We start from the raw sequence: 23,636 nt of genomic DNA, 5'->3' as shown, positions 1-23,636 counted from the left end.
CTGGGCCTCGACGCCGCATCGCAGGCGGTCTCGCCGCGCAGGCGTGCCGAGGCAGGTTCCCCTTCGGATTGCGGCTGTGGGATTCCCGAAGTGTTCACCAAGCCATACATCGACGAATACGTCGGTGCGGAGGGGGCCGCCTCGCTGGCGACCGTGCTGAACCGCGAGCTGAACTTATGTTGACACATATGTCGACGTGCGCCGCGCGTCCGAATACTGGCAACAACCGTTGACTGCGCTCACTGAGCGCTGCAGATGTGAGGGTAAGGGTGGATCGGGTGGATTTCGAGGGTAACGGCAAGCGGGAGAGCGCGGTCGATGCGCCGCGTTCGGCGGAAGCTCTCTTCCCGCTGTCGCCGGCGCAGCTCGGCATCTGGTACGCCCAGCACCTGGACCCGCGGACGCCGATCAACATCGCCCAGTACGTCGAACTGCGCGGCGATCTGGATCGCAAGGCGCTGCGCCAGGCGTGCATCGATGCGTCGCACGAGCTGGGCTCGGGCTTCCTGGCCATCACCGAGCGGGACGGTGAGCCGATGCAGTACATCGACCAGACCATCCCCGACAGTGACGACGTGTTCTACCTCGATCTGCGCGACGAGGCCGACCCCGAGGCGGCGGCCCAGGCGTGGATGCGGGCCGAGTACGGCCGCCCGCTCGACCTGTTGACCGACCGTTTGATCAGGATCGCCACCCTGCAGCTGGCACCGGACCGCTGGTTCTGGTACCTGCGCGCGCACCACATCGTCCTCGACGGATTCAGTGCGGGCACCTTCGTCAAACGCATCAGCGAGCTGTACACCGCAGCGATCACCGGTACCGAGGCGCCAGCGTTCCAGCCTGCGGGCCTGCCCGAACTGGTGCAGGCCGAAATCGACTACCGCGAGAGCCGGCGGTTCCAGACCGACGAGCAATATTGGATGGCGCAGATCGCCGGACTCGAAGGGTCGGGCAACAGCCTGTCCACCCGGTCCGTGTCGGCCGGGCTGCTCCTGCAGACATGCAACGCGGCGCTGTCGCCGGACCAGGACGAACTGCTGGAAACGGCAGGTGCCAGGCATGATTCGACGCCGGCGGCGCTGCTGATCGCGGCAACCGCGGCCTACCTGGCGCAGTGGACCGGCAACGAGGATGTGACCCTCAGCCTGCCAGTGACGGCCCGCACCACGGTGGGGATGCGCCGAGCAGGCGGTGTGGCCTCCAACATCGTGCCGCTGCGGCTGACAGTGCGTCCCGAGACGAGCGTCGCCGAGTTGCTGAAGCAGGTCACCGTCGCGGTGTCCGGCGCGCTGCGCCATCAGCGGTACCGGCACGAGGATATTCGCCGGGTCGCGGCAGGCGAATCCGGAACGGCCCACATCGACGCGGGATTCTTCGGACCGCTGGTCAACATCATGCTGTTCCACGACGAGGTCGTGCTCGGACCGGCTACCGGCCACATGCATGTGCTGGCGACGGGCGCGGTCGCCGATCTGGCGATCAACTTCTACCGCTCGCAGGGCGGTGCGCGTACCCACATCGATCTGCAGACCAACCCGGACAACTACACCGACGACGAGACCCGCCGCCACCACGCGCGCTTCCTGGAATTCTTCGACCGGTTCCTGGCCGCCGACGGTGCGCAACCCGCGTGGGCGCTGCCGATCACCACCGGGGACGAGTTCGACCGAACTCTGGTGCGGTGGAACGACACTGCGCACGAGGTGCCCGACGTCACGCTGACCGCACTGCTCGACGGCCAGGTCGACGCTGCCGCGAACCGGATCGCCGTCGACTTCGAGGGCGACACCCTCACCTACGCCGAACTCGGCGCCAGCGCCAATCGTCTTGCCCGCCACTTGATCGCCGCCGGCGTCGGACCGGAATCGCTTGTCGGACTGGCTATCCCGCGATCGCTCGAGCTCGTCGTCGCTATGCAGGCGATCTTGCGCGCCGGTGGCGCTTACGTGCCGATCGACCCGGACCATCCTGCCGAGCGCAACGCGTACGTGCTGGAAACCGGCACACCGGTGCTGGTGCTCAGCCTGGCCGAGTACCAACTGGAGTTGCCGGAGGCGATGCGGCGCGACGACCTCGATGGCATTGATCTGTCGTCGTACTCCGATGCGCCGGTGACCGATGCGGATCGGCGTGCGCCGCTGCGGCCGTCGAACACCGCCTACGTCATCTTCACCTCCGGTTCCACCGGTCGGCCGAAGGGTGTGGCGGTCACCCACCACGCCGTCGTCAACCAGCAACTGTGGATGCTGAACGAGTACCGGTTCACCGCTGACGACGTCTACCTGCAGAAGTCGGCGGCCACCTTCGACCTGTCGGTGTGGGGCTACTACCTGCCGCTGCTCGTTGGCGGCAAACTGGTGCTGGCCAGTCAGGACGGGCATCGTGACCCGCTGTATGTCGCGGAGGTGATGCAGCGCAACTCGGTCACCGTCACCGACTTCGTGCCGTCGATGCTCACCGTGTTCGCCGCGCAGGCGACGACCGAGCAGTGTGCCACGCTGCGTGCGGTTTTCGTGATCGGTGAGGCCTTGCCGCCGCAGACCGTCGCCGCCTTCCGGACCCGCACCGGCGCCGAGCTGCACAACTTGTACGGCCCAACCGAGGCCGCGGTGTCGGTGACCTACTGGGAGGTCACCGACACCGACATCGACACGGCCAGTATGCCGATCGGCGTGCCGGAATGGAATGTCGAAGTCTACGTGCTGGATTCGCGGCTGCGTCCGGTCGCGATCGGCGCCGAGGGCGAGTTGTATCTGGGCGGACGGCAATTGGCCCGCAGCTACTACGCTCGCCCCGATCTGACCTCGGATCGGTTCGTCGCCAACCCATTTCGGCCGGGGCAGCGCATGTATCGCACCGGTGACCTCGTTCGCTGGGTCGAGCGCCCCTCCGGTGCCGCACCGCACCCGAGTGCCGGATCGCAGCCGGTCGGCACCGAGCCGGTCGGCGTGCTGGAATACGTGGGCCGCACCGACTTCCAGGTCAAGTTCCGCGGCCAGCGCATCGAACTCGGTGAGATCGAATCCGTGCTCCTCGCCCACCCGGCGATCGGTCAAGCCGTGGTGCTCGTCGCCGACACCGCCACCGGGCAGCAACTGGTCGCCTACGTCGTGCCCGCGCCGGGATCCGTGGTCGATCCGGTGGAGACGACCCGATACGCCGGTACGCAGCTGTCGGCCTACATGGTGCCTGCCTCGATCATGGTGCTGGATACCTTCCCGCTCAACGCATCCGGAAAACTGGATCGCCAGGCGCTGCCGCAACCGGTGTTCACGGCCAGGACCGCCGACTATCGGCCACCCCGCGACAACTCCGAGGAGATCGTCGCAGGCGTGTTCGCCGAGGTGCTGTCCCAGGATCTGGTCGGTATCGACGACAACTTCTTCGAGCTCGGTGGCAACTCCCTGGTCGCCACGCAGGTGATGGCGCGGGTGTCCGCAGCGTTCGGCGTCCGGCTCGGCGTGCGCGTGCTGTTCGAGGCGCCGACCGTGGCGGGTATCGCCGCGCGGCTCGCGACGGCCGCGCCGGCCGCAGCGACGCCGCTGGTGGCTCGGGAACTGCCGGAACAGGTTCCGCTGTCACCGGCACAACAGCGCATGTGGTTCCTCAACCAGTTCGATCCGACCACGCCTGCCTACAACGTCCCCTTCGCGGTCCGGGTGCGCGGCGAGGCCGATATCGATGCGTTCGGTGTGGCCCTCGCCGACGTGCTCGAGCGGCAGGAATCGCTGCGTACGATCTTCCCCCAGTCCGGCGGGGGCGGCTATCAGCATGTGCTGCCGATGTCGGAGATCGATCTCGGCATCGAGGTCCGCCGTACCGACGAAGCCGAGCTGCCCGGCCAGTTGCTGGATTTCGCGCGCAACGGCTTCGACGTGACTCGCGAGGTACCGATCCGGGTCCGGCTCTGGGAGATCACCGGTGGCCAGGAGCTTGTGGTCGCGGTTGTGCTGCACCATATCGCCGTCGACGGATTCTCCTTCGGGCCGCTGGCCAGGGACATGGCGCAGGCATACCTGGTCAGGGCCGTTGGGCAGGAACCGAGTTGGACACCGCTACCGGTGCAGTACCGGGACTACACGCTGTGGCAGCGTGAGCTGCTCGGGTCCGAGCAGGATCCCGAGTCGACCGCTGCCCGTGAGATCGCGTACTGGCGTTCGGCGCTGGCGGAGCTGCCCGACCAGCTCGAGCTGCCCACCGACCGGCCGCGGCCGCCGGTGCAGAGCTTCCAGGGCGGGCGGGTCTTCGGCGAGATTCCGGCAGACCTGCATGCCAGCCTGCTCGGTGTGTGCCGGGCCCAGGGTGCGTCGGTGTTCATGGTGCTGCACAGTGCGCTCGCGGTGTTGCTGGCCCGGTTGTCGGGTACCACCGATATCGCGGTGGGCGCCACCGTAGCGGGTCGCGGCGAGGCGGCGCTGGACGATCTGATCGGCATGTTCGTCAACACGCTTGTGCTCCGGACGCAGGTCGACGGGACCGAGTCGTTCGCTGAATTCCTTTCCAGCACAAGGGAATCCGACCTGTCGTCGTTCGCGCATGCGCAGGTGCCGTTCGAGCGGCTCGTCGAGGTGCTCAACCCGCGCCGGTCGCAGTCCAGGCATCCGCTGTTCCAGGTGATGCTGTCGGTGCAGGACTTCGACCGGGTGACCGTCGAGTTGGACGGTCTGACGGTCCGCGCCGAGGAATTGCCTGTCGATGTCGCGCAATTCGATCTGCAGTTCGCGGTATCGGAGAATCCCGCTGTCGACTCGGCCGCAGGCGGAATGTCGCTCACGCTGACCTACGCCACCGATCTGTTCGACGAAACGACCGCGACACAGATCATGCGGCGCTGGCTGCGGGTCTTGGAGACGGTCGCCGCCGATGCCGCTATCCCGGTGGACGATATCGGCATCCTCGACGCCGACGATTACGCCGACCTGATCACGCGCGTCGGGCTGTTCGCTGCGCCTGCGCGGACGTTGCCGGAGTTGTTGGCGGAGGTCGCTTCTGGCGCTCCGCTCGCGCCTGCGGTGGTGTTCGAGGGGAGAAGTCTGTCTTACGGCGAGGTGGATTCTCGCTCTAATCGTTTGGCGCGGTTGCTGATCGAACGCGGTGTCGGTGCTGAGGACATTGTCGCGTTGACGGTGCCGCGGTCGGAGTTGTCGTATTTGGCGACGTGGGGTGTGTCGAAGTCGGGTGCGGCGTTCTTGCCGATTGCCGCGGATCTGCCTAGCGATCGCATCGAGTACATGCTGTCCGATTCGGGTGCGCGGGTCGGTGTGACGGTGTCGGCGGTACGCGGTCAGTTGCCGGATTCGGTGGATTGGCTGGTGCTCGACGAGCTGGATCTGGGCTCGTATTCCGATGCGGTAGTGACGGATTCGGATCGTGTGCGGCCGTTGTCGGCGGAGCATCCGGTGTATGTGATCTACACGTCCGGCACCACAGGGCAGCCGAAGGGTGTGGTACTGACCCACGCTGGTCTGGCGAATTTTCGGGTTGAGCAGAATGAGCGGTACGGGCTCGACAGTTCTACTCGGGCACTGCATTTCGCCTCGCCCAGTTTCGATGCGTCGATATTGGAGTTCCTGCTCGCGGTCGGCGGGGGCGGCGCGCTGGTTGTGGTGCCGCCGGGGGTTTATGGCGGTGCGGAGCTTGCTGATCTGATTCGTGCCGAGCGGGTGACACATGCGATGTTGACGCCGTCGGTGTTGGCGTCGATGGATCCGGCGGCGTTGGCGGGCTTGCGGGTGGTCATCGCTGGCGGCGAGGCGGTTTCGGCTGATCTGCTTGCGAAGTTCTCGGCGGGTGGGCGTCGATTCTTCAATGCGTATGGTCCGACCGAGGCGACTATTGCCAGCAACATAAGCCGTGCTTTGCGGCCGGGTGATCGGGTGACCATCGGTGGTCCGATCCGGGGTATGCAAGCGCTGGTGTTGGATTCGCGGTTGCGTCCGGTGCCGGTGGGTGTCGCTGGTGAGTTGTATGTGTCGGGTATTCAGCTGGCGCGTGGTTATCATGCGCGGGCTGGTTTGACCGCTGAGCGGTTCGTGGCCAACCCGTTTGCGGTCGACGAGCGGATGTATCGCACCGGCGACGTGGTGCGCTGGGCTGCTGATGGTGCGGTCGAGTATGTCGGTCGTTCCGATTTCCAGGTGAAGGTGCGCGGTTTCCGCATCGAACTCGGCGAGATCGATGCGGCGCTGACTGCGGATGAGAGTGTGGATTTCGCTGTCACAGTGGGACATACGGGGCCTGCCGGTGGGACGGTCTTGGTGTCGTATGTGGTGGGGGTGCCGGGGTGGTCCGTTGACGTTGCCGAATTGACCGCAGCGTTGGCTCGGCGTTTGCCGAGTTATATGGTGCCGTCGTCGGTGGTGGTGATTGATCAGGTGCCGTTGACGGCGACGGGGAAGTTGGATCGTCGGGCGTTGCCTGCGCCGGTGTTCGAGGTGCGGCAGTTCCGTGCGCCCTCGACGCCGATCGAAGAGATCGTCGCGCAGGTCTTCGGCGAGGTTCTCGGCGTCGAACGTGTTGGCGCGGATGATGATTTCTTCACTCTCGGTGGCAACTCGCTGATTGCTACCCAGGTGGCGTCGCGGTTGGGTACTGCGTTGGATACGCGGGTGCCGGTGCGGATGGTGTTCGATGCGTCGACGGTGGTGGCGTTGGCGACGCGGATCGAGTCGCATGCGGGGGATGGGGCGCGGCCGGAATTGGTGGCGCGTGCGCGGCCGGAGCGGGTGCCGTTGTCGTTGGCGCAGCAGCGGATGTGGTTCCTCAACCGGTTCTCCGCCGGTAGTGCCGACGCCGAGTCCGCGGTCAACAACATCCCGGTCGCTATCCGGCTCTCGGGTGAGCTGGATGTGGCGGCGTTGCAGATTGCTGTCATCGATGTGATCGACCGCCACGAATCGCTGCGCACGGTATTCCCGGACACCACAAGCGGACCGGTGCAGGTGATTCTGGATGCGGCACAGATCGTTCCGGACCTGACACCCGTCCCGGTCACCGAAACCACCTTGCTCGAGCATTTGATCGAGCTGGCGTCCCTGGCCTTCGACGTCACCGTCGAGGTGCCCTTGCACGCGCGACTGTTCGAGATCAACGAATCCGAATACGTGCTCGGCATGGTGGTGCACCACATCAGTGCCGACGGCTGGTCCATGACGCCACTGGCCCGCGACATCATGGTCGCGTACGCCGCGCGCGCACACTGGGAATACCCGGCGTGGACCGAACTGCCGGTGCAGTACGCGGATTACGCGTTGTGGCAGCGTGAGGTGCTGGGTTCGGAGGACGATCCGGAGTCGTTGATCTCGAGCCAGATCCGGTACTGGACCGGACAATTGGCCGAGCTGCCCGACGAGCTGGCGTTGCCGTCGGACCGGCGGCGTCCCGCGGTGGCCAGCTACCGCGGTGGTAGCTATCCGTTCGTGATCTCGGCCGAGACCCAGCGCGGCCTGGTCGAGATCGGTCGCAAGCACAATGCGTCGTTGTTCATGGTCATGCACAGCGCGCTGGCGATATTGCTCGCGCGGTTGTCCGGCGCCGACGACATCGCGATCGGCACGCCTGCCGCCGGGCGTGGTGAGGCGGCGCTCGACGATCTGGTCGGCATGTTCGTCAACACTTTGGTGCTGCGCACGAACGTCAGTGGTGCGCGCACCATCGCCGAACTGCTTGCCGGAGTTCGGGATACCGACTTGCATGCGTTCGCGCACGCCGATGTGCCGTTCGAGCGTTTGGTCGAGGTGCTCAACCCGGCGCGCTCGCAGGCCCGGCACCCGTTGTTCCAGGTGATGTTGGCGTTCCAGAATTTGCCGGACAGCACCTTCGAACTGCCCGGGTTGACGGTCCGGGGTCTGGATTACGAGCCAGGTCTGGCGAAGTTCGATCTGCAATTGACGATGCAGGAAGTGTCGGATGCTGCGGGTGCGCCCGCGGGAATGTCGGCGGCGTTCTCCTATTCGGAGGATCTGTTCGACCGGTCCACGATTGCTGGTTTCGCACGACGCTTCGATCGAGTGCTGGCGGCCGTGGCCGCCGATGCCGATATCGCGATCGGCGATATTGATCTGCTCGAGGACGACGAGCGGACGCTGGTGCTGCGCCGGTGGAATGCCACCGGGTACAAGCTCGCGCCCGCGACCCTGCCCGCGCTGCTTGATGCGCAGATTCCGTTGTCGCCGAACAATGTCGCGCTCGATTTCGAGGGCGCGGAACTCACGTATGCGGAGTTCGGTGCGCGAGTCAACCAGCTGGCGCGGTTCTTGATCGCGGACGGTGTCGGTCCGGAATCGCTTGTCGCGCTGGGTATGCGGCGGTCGCTGGAGTTGGTGATCGGCATGCACGCGGTGCTGAAGGCCGGTGGCGCGTATGTGCCGCTCGATCCGGATCATCCGGCCGAGCGCACCGCCTACATCCTGGAGTCCGCGGCGCCGGTGTGCGTGCTGACCACGTCCGGTGATGCGCTGGCGTTGCCGGAGACGGTGCGCCGGGTGGCGATCGACACCGTGGACGTGTCCGACTTCTCCGATGCTCCGGTGACCGACGCGGATCGGTTGTCGCTGCTGCGGCCGGAGAACACGGCGTACGTCATCTACACCTCCGGCTCGACGGGCAGGCCCAAGGGCGTCGCGGTGACCCACCACGCGATCGTGAATCAGCAGCTGTGGATGCTCGACGAGTACTGGTTGGCCTCGGATGACGTGTATCTGCAGAAGACCGCGACGACCTTCGACGTGTCGCTGTGGGGCTACTTCCTGCCGCTGATGGTCGGCGCGAAACTGGTCATCGCCGCGCCCGACGGGCATCGGGATCCGTTGTATGTGGCGGAGATGATCGAGCGCCACGGCGTGACCGTCACCGACTTCGTGCCGTCGATGCTGACGGTGTTCGCCGCGCACGTGACCGCGGCGCAATGTGCCTCGCTGCGTGCGGTATTCGTGATCGGCGAGGCGTTGCCTCCGGAGACCGCCGCCGGATTCCGCGCCATCAGCTCGGCGGGTCTGCACAACCTGTACGGTCCGACCGAGGCTGCGGTGTCGGTGTCCTCGTGGGAGGTGACCGCCGCCGACACGGTGACGGTGCCGATCGGCGTGCCGGAGTGGAACGTCGAAATGTACGTGCTGGACGCGCGGCTGCGGCCGGTGCCGGTGGGTGTGCACGGCGAGCTGTATCTGGCCGGGCGGCAGTTGGCCCGCGAGTACCGCGGTCGGCCGGATCTGACGTCCGACCGGTTTGTCGCCAATCCGTTCGGTGCTGAGGGCGAGCGGATGTATCGGACCGGTGATCTGGTGCGTTGGCACGCTTCCGGGGTGCTGGAGTACATCGGACGTACCGATTTCCAGGTGAAGTTCCGTGGTCAGCGGATCGAGCTCGGTGAGATCGAGACCGTGCTGCTCGCGCATCCTGCGGTGTCGCAGGCGGCGGTGCTGGTGGTCGATACCGCGACCGGTCAGCAGCTGGTGGCGTATGTGGTTGCCGCGCCTGGGTTGTCGGTTGATTCGGTGGAGCTGGTGCGGTTCGGCGGCGAGCGGTTGCCGGCGTACATGGTGCCCGCGGCGATGGTGGTGTTGGCGGAGTTCCCGCTCAACACGTCCGGCAAGTTGGATCGAAAGGCGTTGCCTGCGCCGGTGTTCGAGGTGCGCGCGTTCCGCGCGCCGACGACGCCGACCGAGGAAGTGGTGGCAGGCGTCTTCGCCGACGTGCTCGGTGTGGACCGGGTCGGCCTGGACGACGATTTCTTCGCCCTCGGCGGCAACTCGTTGATCGCGACGCGAGTGACCGCACGGTTGGGTGCGGCGTTGGACGTGGATGTGTCGGTGCGGGCGCTGTTCGATGCCTCGACGGTGGAGACGTTGGCCGCGCGGCTGGCATCGCACATCGGTCATGGCGCGCGTGCCCGGTTGGTGGCGCGGCCGCGGGCGGCAGGCGAGCAGATACCGCTGTCGTTCGCGCAACGACGCATGTGGATCCTCAACCGCCTGGACACCGACTCGGCGATCTACAACTTGCCGGTCGGTATCCGGTTGACCGGTGACCTGGACGTCGCCGCGCTGCAGGCCGCCATCGGTGACGTGATCGAGCGACACGAGTCGCTGCGTACCGTCTTCCCCGATACCGACGCCGAGCCCGCGCAGGTTGTGCTCGACGCGACCGGGGTCGTGCCGGATCTGGACGTGCTGCAGGTCACCGAAGCCACCCTGATGGGGCAGCTGATCACGTTGGCGGCCACCGGCTTCGATGTCGCCACCGAGGCGCCGGTGCATGCACGGCTGTTCCAGCTCAGCCCGTCGGAGCACGTGCTTGCCCTGGTGGTGCACCATATCGCCGCTGACGGTTGGTCTTTGGCGCCGCTGGCCCGCGACGTCATGCTCGCCTACACCGCGCGCACCAAGGGCGCGGCGCCGGGCTGGGCGCCGCTGCCGGTGCAGTACGCCGATTACGCGGTGTGGCAGCGCGAGGTGTTGGGCTCGGAGGACGATCCGGAGTCGTTGATCGCTCAGCAGATTCGCTATTGGGCCAACGAATTGGCGGATGTGCCCGATGAATTGGTGTTGCCGGTGGATCGGGTGCGGCCGCCGGTGGCGAGTTCCCGCGGCGGTCGATTGACGGCGGAAATCTCTGCTGACATTCAGCAACGTCTGGTCGTGTTGAGCCGTCAGCACAATGCGTCGGTGTTCATGGTGCTGCATGGCGCGTTGGCCGTGTTGTTGGCGCAATTGTCCGGCTCCGATGATGTGGCGATCGGTACCCCGGTGGCGGGTCGTGGCATGCAGGCGCTCGATGATCTGGTCGGCATGTTCGCCAACACGTTGGTGCTGCGGTCGCGGATCGCGGGCGACGAGTCGTTCGCCGAGTTCCTCGGTCGGGTGCGGGGGACGGATCTCGCGGCGTTCGGACACGCGGATGTGCCGTTCGAGCGGCTGGTGGAGGTGTTGAATCCGGCTCGTTCGCAGGCGCGGCATCCGTTGTTCCAGGTGGTGCTCGCAGTGCAGAACATGGAAATGCCCACCCTGGAGCTGGACGGTCTTGCGGTACGCGCCGAGGAGCTCGACGTCGCGCTGGCGAAGTTCGATCTGCAGTTCACCCTGCTCGAAGCCGCCAGCGGCGGTTGGACTTTGGACCTGACCTACGCCACGGATCTGTTCGACGAGTCGACCGTTGCCGGTATTGCCGAGCGGTGGGTGCGCGTCCTCGAGACCGTCGCCGACGACGCGTCGGTGGCGGTGGGCGCCATCGATATTCTGAGCGGGGATGAACGCGCGGAATTGATTGCGCGTAGTGGACCCGCTGCGGAGCCTGCGCGGACGTTGCCGGAGTTGTTGGCGGAGGTCGCTTCCGGTGATCCGCTCGCGCCTGCGGTGGTGTTCGAGGGGACAAGTCTGTCCTATGGCGAGGTGGATTCTCGCTCGAATCGTTTGGCGCGGTTGCTGATCGAGCGCGGTGTCGGTGCTGAGGACATTGTTGCGTTGACGGTGCCGCGGTCGGAGTTGTCGTACCTGGCAACGTGGGCGATCTCGAAGTCGGGCGCGGCGTTCTTGCCGATTGCCGCGGATCTGCCTAGTGATCGCATCGAATACATGCTTGCCGATTCGGGTGCTCGGGTCGGTGTGACAGTGTCTGCGGTGCGGGCCGAGTTGCCGGATTCGGTGGACTGGCTGGTGCTCGACGAGCTGGATCTGGACGGGTATTCCGATGCGGCGGTGACGGATTCGGCGCGCCTGCGCGCGTTGCTGCCACAGCATCCGGCCTACGTGATCTACACCTCGGGTACGACAGGTCGGCCGAAGGGCGTGGTGCTCACGCATGCCGGTCTGGCGAATTTCCGGGCTGAGCAGAATGAGCGGTATGGGCTCGATAGTGCTACTCGAGCACTGCATTTCGCTTCGCCGAGCTTCGATGCCTCGATTCTGGAGTTCCTGCTCGCGGTCGGTGGTGGCGGCGCGCTGGTCGTTGTGCCGCCGGGGATGTACGGCGGTGCTGAGCTGGCCGATTTGATCCGCGGCGAGCGGGTCACGCACGTGATGTTGACGCCGTCGGTGCTTGCGTCGATGGACCCGGCGGCGTTGGCCGGTTTGCAGGTCGTGATCGCCGGTGGTGAAGCGGTTTCGGCTGATTTGATCGCGAAGTTCGCTGCCGTCGGTGATCCGGCGAGCGCGGGTCGTCGACAGTTCTTCAATGCGTACGGTCCGACCGAGTCGACCATCGCCAGCAATATCAGTGATGCGTTGTCGCCGGGTGATCGGGTGACCGTGGGTGGTCCGGTTCGCGGTATGCAGGCATTGGTGCTGGATGCGCGGTTGCAGCCGGTGCCGGTGGGCGTTGCGGGTGAGCTGTATGTGTCGGGCATTCAGTTGGCGCGCGGTTACCTCGACCGTGCCGGTTTGACCGCTGATCGGTTCGTGGCGAATCCGTTCGCCGATGGCGTGCGGATGTATCGCACTGGTGACGTGGTGCGCTGGACCGCTTCTGGTGCGGTCGAATATGTGGGCCGTTCGGACTTCCAGGTGAAGGTGCGTGGTTTCCGCATCGAACTCGGTGAGATCGACGCGGCGCTGACCACGCATCCGAGCGTGGACTTCGCGGTGACCGTTGGTCACGCCGGCAGCACCGGTGTGACGATGCTGGTGTCGTATGTGGTTCTCGTGCCAGGACATTCGGTTGATATCGCGGAATTGTCCGGGGACCTGGGCCGACGTCTGCCCAACTACATGGTGCCGTCCTCGATCATCGTGATCGATCAGGTTCCGTTGACACCGACGGGCAAGTTGGATCGTCGTGCGTTGCCTGCGCCGGTGTTCGAGGTGCGGCAGTTCCGTGCACCCTCGACACCGATCGAAGAGATCGTCGCTCAGGTCTTCAGCGAGGTACTCGGCGTCGAACGTGTTGGCGTGGATGATGATTTCTTCACCCTCGGCGGCAACTCGCTGATCGCCACTCAGGTGGCGTCGCGGTTGGGTAGCGCGCTGGACACCTCGGTGCCGGTGCGACTGCTGTTCGAGGCGTCGACGGTGGCCGGACTCGCGGCTCGGGTCGAATCCCATGTCGGCGACGGAGCGCGCCGCGAGCTGGTGGCGCAGGAGCGTCCCGCGCGGGTGCCGTTGTCGTTGGCGCAGCAGCGGATGTGGTTCCTCAACCGGTTCTCCGCCGGTAGTGCCGACGCCGAATCCGCGGTCAACAACATTCCGGTCGCTATCCGGCTCTCGGGTGAGCTGGATGTGGCCGCGTTGCAGATCGCGGTCCGCGATGTCATCGACCGGCACGAATCACTGCGCACCCTTTACCCCGAGCTGGACGGGCAGCCGTATCAGGAGATCGCGCCCATCGGCCACGGCACCCGCGAGCTGACGGCGACTGTTGTCTCCGAAAGCGAACTGCCGCAACACCTTATCGAGCTGGTGCTGTCCGCCTTCGACGTCACCACCGAGGTGCCGTTGCGGGTCGAGCTGTTCGAGCTCAGCCCCACCGAGCATGTGCTCGCGCTGGTTGCGCATCACATCAGTGCCGACGGTTTCTCGATGGGACCGCTGACCAGGGACGTGATGGTCGCCTACACCGCCCGCGTCGCGGGCGGCGAACCCGGCTGGCAGCCGTTGGCCGTGCAGTACGCCGACTACGCGCTCTGGCAGCGCGCGGTGTTGGGTGCGGAAGACGACCCGGAGTCGCTGATCTCGAGCCAGATCCGGTACTGGGCCGGGCAATTGGCGGAGCTGCCCGAAGAGCTGGCATTGCCGTCGGACCGGCGGCGTCCGGCGGTGGCCAGCTACCGCGGCGGCACCTACCCGTTCACGATCTCGGCCGACACCCAGCGTCGCCTTGTCGAGGTCGGTCGTGCGCACAACGCGTCGTTGTTCATGGTCGTGCACAGCGCGCTCGCGGTGTTGCTCGGGCGGTTGTCGGGTACCGACGACGTCGCGATCGGCACGCCGGTGGCGGGGCGTGGTGCGGCCGCGCTCGATGATCTGGTTGGCATGTTCGTCAACACTTTGGTGCTGCGCACCCAGGTCCGTGGCGAGCACACCATCGCGGATCTGCTTGCCGGAGTTCGTGATACCGATCTGCAGGCGTTCGCGCACGCCGATGTGCCGTTCGAACGCCTCGTCGAGGTGCTCAACCCGGCGCGCTCGCAGGCGCGGCACCCGCTGTTCCAGGTGATGCTGTCGTTCCAGAACCTGCAGCAGACCAGCCTGGAGCTGCCAGGGCTCACAGCGCGTGGCGTGGAATACGACGCCGGTCTGGCGAAGTTCGATCTGCAGCTGATGGTGCAGGAAACGATGGACGCCGCGGGTGAACCCGCGGGGATGTCGGCTGCGTTCTCCTATTCGGAGGATCTGTTCGACCGGTCCACTATCGCCGATTTCGCCAGGCGCTTCGATCGGGTGCTGGCGGTCATGGCCGCCGATGCCGATATCGCGATCGGCGATATCGATCTGCTCGAGGACGACGAGCGGACGCTGGTGCTGCGCCGGTGGAACGCCACTGAGTACATGATTGATCCGGCGACGTTGGTGTCGCTGTTCGAGGCGCAGGTGGAGCGGACGCCGGATGCGGTCGCGGTCACCTTCGAGGGGGCGAGTCTGTCCTATGCGGAGTTCGCGGTGCAGGCGCGGCGGCTTGCGCGGTGGTTGATCGCCGAAGGTGTTGGTCCGGAATCGCTTGTGGCGCTTGGTATGCGGCGTTCGACTGAGTTGGTTGTGGCGATGTATGCGGTGGTGGTTTCCGGTGGTGCGTATGTGCCGGTCGATCCGGATCATCCGGTCGAGCGCATCGCTCACGTTCTCGATACTGCGGCACCGGTGTGTGTGTTGACCACCTCCGGTGACGGGTTGGTGTTGCCGGAGTCGGTGCGTCGGGTGGAGATCGACACCCTGGACGTCTCCGCGTTCTCCGATGCCCCGGTGACGGATGAGGACCGGCTCGCGCCACTGCATCCCGATAACACGGCGTATGTCATTTTCACCTCCGGCTCGACCGGGCGCCCCAAGGGTGTTGCGGTGTCGCATTCGGCGATCGTTAACCGGTTGGTGTGGATGCATGCCCAGTACGGTTTGACGGCGGGTGATGTGGTGTTGCAGAAGACGCCTGCTACCTTCGATGTGTCGGTGTGGGAGTTCTTCTGGCCGTTGCAGGTTGGTGCGCGGCTGGTGGTCGCTAATCCGGATGGGCATCGTGATCCGGCTTATCTGGCGCAGTTGATCATGGACGAGGGCGTCACGACGGCGCATTTCGTGCCGTCGATGCTCGCGGTGTTCGTTGCTGATCTGCGGGTCGGTGAATGTGTCAGTCTGCGTAATGTTTTCGCCTCCGGTGAGGCGTTGCCCGCGCCGACCGCGCAGCGGTTGCGTGAGTTGACCGGTGCGTTGTTGCACAACCTGTACGGGCCGACCGAGGCTGCGGTGGATGTGACTTTCCACGAGGTCGTCGATGCGGACACGGTGGTGGTGCCGATCGGTCGTCCGGTGTTCAACACTCAGGTGTATGTGCTCGACGCGCGGCTGCACCCGGTCGCGCCAGGCGTGCCCGGCGAGTTGTACCTGGCCGGTGCGCAGTTGGCGCGCGGCTACGTGCGGCAGCCGGAGCTGACTTCGGATCGGTTCGTGGCCAACCCGTTCGCCGACGGTGAGCGGATGTATCGGACCGGTGACCTGGTCCGCTGGCTTGCTCCGGTCGGCGAGGATTCGGGCGCCACTGGTGAGCTGGAGTATTTGGGCCGCACCGACTTCCAGGTGAAGTTGCGTGGTCTGCGCATCGAACTCGGTGACATCGAATCCGCGCTCATTGCCCAGGAGTCGGTCGCCCAAGCGGTGGTGGTGGTGCGTGAGGACGAGCGCACCGGCGCGCAGCTGGTCGCCTACCTGGTCGCCGCCGATGCGGAGATCGACACCGACGCACTGCGCGTGACGCTGGCGGCGCTGCTGCCCGGGTACATGGTCCCGTCGGCCTTCGTGACCTTGGCTGCGTTCCCGCTCAACGCCTCCGGCAAGCTGGATCGGAAAGCGTTGCCGCAGCCGGTGTTCGAGGTGCGCGGGTTCCGCGCGCCGGTGACGCCGACCGAAGAAGTAGTGGCAGGCATCTTCGCCGACGTGCTCGGTGTCGAACAGGTCGGTCTGGACGACGACTTCTTCGGGCTGGGTGGTAACTCCCTGGTCGCCACGCAGGTGGTGGCTCGGCTCGGCTCGGCGCTGTCCACCCAGATCGGGGTGCGTGTCCTCTTCGACGCCTCGACGGTGGAGGCGTTGGCCGCGCGGCTGGAGTCGCATGCCGGTCAGGGTGCGCGTGCGCGGTTGGTGGCGCGGGTGCGGTCGGCGGATGAGTTGGTGCCGTTGTCGTTCGCGCAGCAGCGTATGTGGTTCCTCAACCAGTTCGACAAGTCGTCCTCTGCTTACAACTTGCCGCTGGCTATCCGGTTGACCGGCGAACTCGACACTGCCGCACTGGAATTGGCGATGGTGGATGTGGTGCGCAGGCACGAGTCGCTGCGTACCCGCTACCCGGAGCACGGCGGCACCCCGATGCAGGTCGTCGTCCCGGCCGAGCAGCTCGCTGTCGAGCTGGGCGTCTATCCGATCTCGGAGGGCGAGCTGCTGGCCGCGGCGACCGACTTCGTCGACGCCGGTTTCGATGTGGCCGAACGAGTGCCGGTTCGGGCCAGGCTGTTCCAGCTGCAAGCAGAAGATGCCCGCCCGTCGCCCGACCGCCACCCCTCATCGAATCGCTCCGCGACGCAGCATGTGCTGGTCGTCGTCGTGCATCACATTGCCGCGGACGGTTTCTCGATGCGTCCGTTGGCCCGGGATGTGATGACCGCCTACGTCGCGCGTACCCAGGGTGCGGCGCCGGAGTGGGCGCCGCTGCCGGTGCAGTACGCCGATTACGCGCTGTGGCAGCGCGAAACGCTTGGTGCCGAGGATGATCCGGAGTCGTTGCTGGCCAAGCAGGTTGGCTACTGGCAGCGGCAGCTGGCGGGCAGCCCCGAGGAACTCACGTTGCCGACCGACCGGCCGCGGCCTGCGATCGCGTCGTACCGTGGCGCGACGGTGACGACCACGTTGCCGGTGGATCTGATCGCCGCGCTCGAAGGCGTTGCTCGTGCACAGGGCGTGTCGTTGTTCATGGTGACGCACGCTGCTTTGGCGGTGCTGCTCGGCCGTCTGGCGGGCACCGACGATGTCGCGGTCGGTACACCGGTCGCGGGGCGTGGTGAGGCCGCGCTCGATGAGCTGGTCGGCATGTTCGTCAACACTTTGGTGCTGCGTACCGAACTGAGTCTCGCTGAGTCGTTCAGTGCGCTGCTCGCGCGTGCACGGCACGATGATCTCGAGGCGTTCGGTCATGCTGATGTGCCGTTCGAGCGGCTGGTGGAGTTGCTGGCGCCGGAGCGCTCGCAGGCGCGCAATCCTCTGTTCCAGGTGATGCTGGCGTTCCAGAACCTGGACCGCGCCACCCTGGAGCTGCCGGGTCTTGCTGTCTCGGAGCTGGAGGTCGAGATCTCGACCTCGCGCTTCGATCTGCAGTTCACGCTGTCGGAAATCCCGGCCGAGGATCCGGGCGCCGCTTTCCGGTCCGCGGGCATGGCGGTGACTTTGACTTATGCCACCGGTCTGTTCGACGAGTCCACCGCCGAAGCGATGCTGCGGCAGTGGACTCGGGTGCTGACGGCTGTCGCCGCCGACGTGGACATCGCGGTCGGTGATATTCCGCTGCTCGATGCCGCAGAAACGGCGCGCGAACTGTTGGGCTGGAACGAGTCCTGGCGTGAGCTCGGCCCGGGTGCCACCGTTGTGGAGTTGTTCGCCGATCAGGTGGCGCGCACTCCGGACGCGGTCGCCGTGGTGGATCCGGAGGCAGGCCCGACGCTGGCCTACCCGTCGCCCGACCACCACCCCTCATCGAGTCACTCCGTGACGCTCACGTATCGGGACTTCGCGGCGAAGGTGCACCGTTTGGCGCACCGTCTGGTCGAGGCGGGTGTCGGCCCGGAAGTCCTTGTCGCAGTAGGCATTCCCAGGTCGCTGGACCTGTTGGTCGCGATCTACGCGATCCTCGAGGCAGGCGGCGGCTATGTGCCGCTGGATCTGGAACAGCCCGCCGAACGGATCGAATACGTGCTGGCGACAGCGGATCCGGCCTGTGTGCTGACCACCTCGGCGGCGGGCGCCGCTCTGCCGCCGCGCGAGTCCATGCTCGTCCTGGACACGCTCGATGTGTCGGCGTACCCGGCGACGCCGTTGACCGATGCGGATCGGCGTGCGCCGTTGCGTCCTTCGCACCCGGCGTATGCGATTTTCACCTCGGGCTCGACCGGTAGGCCGAAGGGTGTGCTGGTGCCGCATTCGGCGGTGGTGAACCAGATCCGCTGGATCACCGGCGAATACGGCATCGACGCCGCCGACATCGTGCTGTTCAAGACCCCGGTCACCTTCGACGTGTCGGTGTGGGAGTTGTTCGGCCCGTTGACCGTCGGCGGCCGCGTCGTGGTGGCCGCGCCGGACGGGCATCGTGATCCGCAGTATCTGACCACGGTGATCGCTGAGGAACAGGTCACCATGACCTCGTTCGTGCCGTCGATGCTCGCGGTGTTCGCGGGTGCGGTCGAGGGTGCGGCGTTGTCATCGCTGCGCGCCGTGCTGGTCGCCGGTGAGGCGTTCACCTCCGACACGGCCGCCGCGTTCGGCCGGGTGAGCTCGGCCGTGCTGTACAACCTGTACGGGCCAACGGAATTCACCGTGCACGCCACGCACGCGCCCACGGCAGGTGTGGTCGGTGCGGTTCCGATCGGCAAGCCGGTCTGGAACGCGCAAGCGTATGTACTGGATGCACGGTTGCACCCGGTGCCGATCGGTGTCGCTGGTGAGTTGTATCTGGCCGGTGACCAGCTCGCACGCGGTTATCTCGGGCGTGCTGATCTGACCGCGGACCGGTTCGTGGCTGCCCCGTTCGGTGATGAGGGTGCGCGCATGTACCGCACCGGCGACTTGGTGCGCCGCGGTCTCGATGGTGCGATCACTTATCTGGGTCGTACCGACTTCCAGGTGAAGCTGCGTGGTATGCGCATCGAGCTCGGTGAGATCGAATCCGCGCTAACCGCACACGAATCGGTGAAGCAAGCTGTTGTCGTCGTGGTCGCGCACGCGGGTACCGACCAGCTCGTCGGCTATGTCGTCCCGGCCGCCGAGCAGGTGGTGGATGTGGCGACGCTGCGTGCGTATCTGGCGGGTCGTCTGCAGTCGCACATGGTGCCTTCGGTGCTGATGGTGTTGGATGCGTTGCCGTTGAACGCCAACGGCAAGCTGGATCGTCGTGCGTTGCCGGAGCCGGTGTTCACCACCGAGACGGCCTATCGCGCGCCGCGTAATCCGATCGAGCATCTCATCGCCGAACTGTTCGCCGAGGTTCTCGGGGCGGAGCGGGTCGGTGTCGATGATTCGTTCTTCGCCCTCGGCGGTGATTCGATCGTCTCGATTCAGCTGGTGTCGCGGGCGAAAGCGCGTGGTGTGCTGTTCTCGGCGCGTGACGTGTTCGAACAGCGCACCGTCGCTGGCTTGGCTGTTGTCGCGGAAACCGCGGCGGCACATTCGGATTCGGTGCCGGTGCTGGAGGAACTGTCCGGTGGTGGCGTCGGTGTCCGGCCGCTGACTCCGGTGGAGCGCTTCATGGTGGCGCGCCCGGGTTCCTACCGCCGGTTCCATCAGGCAGTGTCGCTGGGACTGCCTGCCGGTATCGATCGGGCGGGGATCGCAGCGACGGTCGCGGCCGTCATCGATCGGCACGACATGCTGCGCGCGCGGCTGTCCGCACCGACCGCCCCGCTCGGCGGGCATGCGGATGGTGGCTGGCGTGTGGAGACCGCGGCGCCGGGCACGGTCGAGGTGGACGCGCTGATCGATCACCTCGAATTCGATGCCGCCGCGTCCGAGGCTGAACTGGTCGAGATCGCTTCGGCGGCATTGGATGCCGCGCTGGATCGGTTGGATCCGGAAGCGGGCGTGGTGATCCGGTTCGTGTGGCTGAACCCGGTCACCGCGGCGGACAGTGAAGCCGGTGCCACGGATAGGGCCGGGTACTTGATCGTGGTCGCGCATCACCTGGTGGTGGATGGCGTGTCCTGGCGTGTGCTGGTGCCGGACTTCGTCGCTGCGTGGGGCCAGCTGACTGCCGGGCAGCACCCGCAGCTGGAAGTGCCGGTGACGAGCATGCGCACCTGGGCGCACGCACTCGAGCAGGCGGCTCTCGATCGTGCAGGGGACCTGGAGTTCTGGCGTGGCGTGGTCGACGGGCCCGACCCGTTGCTGTCTGCGCGGGCATTCGACCCGACCATCGACGTCGCGGCGACGGTCGAGACCGTGCGGGTCGAGGTGTCGGCGGAGGTCACTCAGTCCCTGTTGACCACGGTTCCCGCGCTGTTCCACGGCGGCGTGAACGATGGCCTGCTGACCGCTTTGGCGGTGGCGGTCGCGTCCTGGCGTGCTCAGCTCGGTATCCGCGAGGATTCCGCGCTGGCTCACCCGTCGCCCGACCACCACCCCTCGACGAGTCGCTCCGCGACGCTGATCCGGTTGGAGGGTCACGGCCGTGAAGAAGCGGTGGTGCCCGGTGCCGATCTGTCGCGCACGGTCGGCTGGTTCACCGCGATCTTCCCGGTGCGGTTCGATCTGGCGGGCATCGACCTCGGTGCCGCGCTGGCGGGCGGCACTGAAATGGGCCGTGCTATCAAGGCGGTCAAGGAACAACTGCTTGCCGTGCCCGACCGGGGTGTCGGCTACGGGCTGCTGCGGTATCTGAACGCGGAGACCGCCGGGTCGTTGCCTGACCAGATGCCAGGGCAGATCAGCTTCAACTACCTGGGTCAATTCGCCGAGAGCGCGGTGCCGGAGGCGCTGCGTGGATTCGGTTGGCTCCCCGCGCCGGAACTCGCGGACCTGGCGGGCGTCAGCGATGCGGATCTGCCCGCGATGGCACCGCTGGACATCAACGCGGGTGTGGCCGACGGCCGACTGAGCGCCAGGATCGCCTATCCCACAACACTTCTCGATGCCGAACGAGTGCGCGAATTCGCCGCGCTCTGGGTACGGGCGCTGGAAGCGGTTGCGCGGCATGCGGATACGGTGGAAGCGGGTGGTTACACACCGTCCGACTTCCCGCTCGTGCGCAGCACGCAGGCCGATATCGACACCTGGGAGCGACGCTTCCCCGCGCTCACTGATGCATGGTCGTTGTCGCCGTTGCAGGCGGGTCTGCTTTTCCATGCGCAGTTGGCGGCGTCCTCGGTGGATGTGTACACCTCGCAGGCAGTGCTCACCTTGACCGGGCGGGTGTCGCCGGTCCGGTTGCGTTCTGCGGCGCAGGCGTTGGTCGATCGGTACGACAACCTGCGTACCGCGTTCGTGACCGATGCGCACGGTAACCCTGTGCAGCTGGTGCTCGAGGGTGTCGAGGTGGCGTGGGTCGAGCTCGATCGCAGGTCGACCGGTGAAGCGGATGATCTGGTCGAGGCTGATCGTTTGCGGCGGTTCGATCTGACCGCGCCGCCGTTGATCCGGTTCACGCTGATCCAGGTCGGCGAGCACGAGTGGTCGTTGGTGGTGTCGAATCATCACATCGTGCTCGATGGCTGGTCGATGCCGTTGCTTATGCGGGATCTGCTGGTGCTGTACGCGACCAATGCCGATCCGGCGGGGTTGGCGCCGGTGCGGTCCTTCCGGTATTTCCTGGACTGGGTGGCGCAGCAGGATCGTGCCGCCTCGCTAGAGGCGTGGACCCTTGCACTGCAAGGTGTTTCGGAGCCGACGCTGCTGGCTAGGCCTCAGACCGGGCGTGAGATCACCACGCTGTCCGACGAGTACCGGTTCGAGCTCGACGAGGCCGTAACCGGCGGCGTCACCGCGCTCGCCGCCGAGCTGGGTGTCACCGTGAATACGGTGCTGCAGGCGGCGTGGGGTCTGGTGCTGGGCCGGTCGACCGGCCAGCAGGACGTTGTGTTCGGTACCACCGTTTCCGGCCGTCCGGCCGAGTTGAACGGTGTGGAGAACATGGTCGGTTTGTTCATCAACACTGTGCCGGTGCGGGTGGCCTTCGATCCCGCGGAGCCCGCGCGTGCGTTGCTTACCCGCTTGCAGGGTGAACAGGCCGATCTGCTCGACCATCATCACATCGGGTTGACCGAGATCCAGACCGCGACCGGTGTCGGTGGTCTGTTCGACACGTTGATGGTGTTCGAGTCGTATCCGGTTGACGCCGAAGGGATCCGGGCGCAGGCGGCCGATATCGACGGGATGGCGGTCGCGGGCTTGGAGGTCGCCGATGCCACGCACTATCCGCTGACGTTGATCGCTTCGCTGGACTCGCGTTTGCGTATTCGGGCCAGCTACCTGACTGACTTGTTCGGTGCGGACTCGGGGACGGCCGGAGGCGGAGCCGACGCGGTGGGTGAGCACAGCGTGGCCCGTATCGCCGATCGGCTGGTCCGGGTGCTGACCGCGTTGGTCGCCGCGCCGACCGCGCCCGTCGGAGACATCGACGTGCTCGGTGCGACTGAGCGTTCGAATGTGTTGCAGCACTGGGTGTCGTCCGGTAGTGAAGGCGGCACGGGTCTGTTCGCTGAGCCGAACACCACGCTGTCGTCGCTGGTCGATGCGGCGGTGGTGGCGCACGGCGACCGGGTCGCGGTGCGGTTCGGCGACGACGGCTTGACCTATGCGCAGCTCGATCAGCGGGCGAATCAGTTGGCGCGCAAGCTGATCGCCAAGGGCGCGGGGCCGGGACAGCTGGTCGCGGTGCTGCTGCCGCGCTCGCTGGATCTGGTGGTGGCACTGCTTGCGGTGGTCAAGTCCGGCGCGGGATATGTGCCGATCGACCCGTCGTACCCGGCGGATCGCATCACCTACGTGCTCTCGGACGCCGCCCCGTCGAGCGTGATCGTCGACGGCAGCGCCGATACCGAGTTGCTCGACGGTTTGACGGTCGTGTCGATGGACGGCTTCGGTGTGGAGACCGGTGATCTGGTCGACGCGGGCGAGGGCTCGATCACCGATGCCGATCGGCTCGCGCCGCTGCGTGCCGGGAATACCGCTTACGTGATCTACACCTCGGGGTCGACCGGCCGTCCGAAGGGTGTTGTTGTGTCGCACCGGAATGTGGTGCGGTTGTTCGCGAACACCGATCGCGAGTTCGGTTTCGGACCCGACGATGTATGGACGCTGTTCCACTCCAGCGCCTTCGACTTCTCTGTCTGGGAGCTTTGGGGCGCCCTGCTCTACGGCGGCACTTCGGTGGTGGTGGACTATTTCGTGTCGCGTTCGCCCGAGCAGTTCCTCGAGCTGCTGCACCGCGAGCGGGTGACGGTGCTCAACCAGACCCCGTCGGCGTTCTACCAACTGATCGAGGCCGACCGGAGTGCCGGTGTCGCAACACCTTTGGCGTTGCGGTACGTGGTGTTCGGTGGTGAGGCACTGGATTTGCGTCGCCTCGGCGACTGGATGGCACGCCACGGCGACGGTTCGCCCGGCGCGACCGGGCCGCGACTGGTGAACATGTACGGCATCACCGAGACCACCGTGCACGTGACGCATCGCGTACTTGACGTCGAAACGGTTGCCGCGGCGACTGGTTCGGTGATCGGTCGGGCTATCGCGGGCTTGTCGGTGTAT

At 66.2% G+C, this 23,636-nt stretch carries 1 protein-coding gene; it reads left to right on the top strand.

Annotated features, from left to right (window positions below):
- Positions 1–278: 278 nt before the first annotated feature.
- Positions 279–23,636: non-ribosomal peptide synthase/polyketide synthase (locus NA11_RS32875; protein ID WP_141717962.1), on the top strand; the 23,358-nt coding region annotated here is incomplete at its 3' end.

This window comes from Nocardia altamirensis NBRC 108246, assembly GCF_001612685.1.
GTDB lineage: Bacteria > Actinomycetota > Actinomycetes > Mycobacteriales > Mycobacteriaceae > Nocardia > Nocardia altamirensis.
The sequence above is the reverse complement of the archived record's forward strand: the minus strand, read 5'-3'. Positions and strand labels throughout refer to the sequence as shown.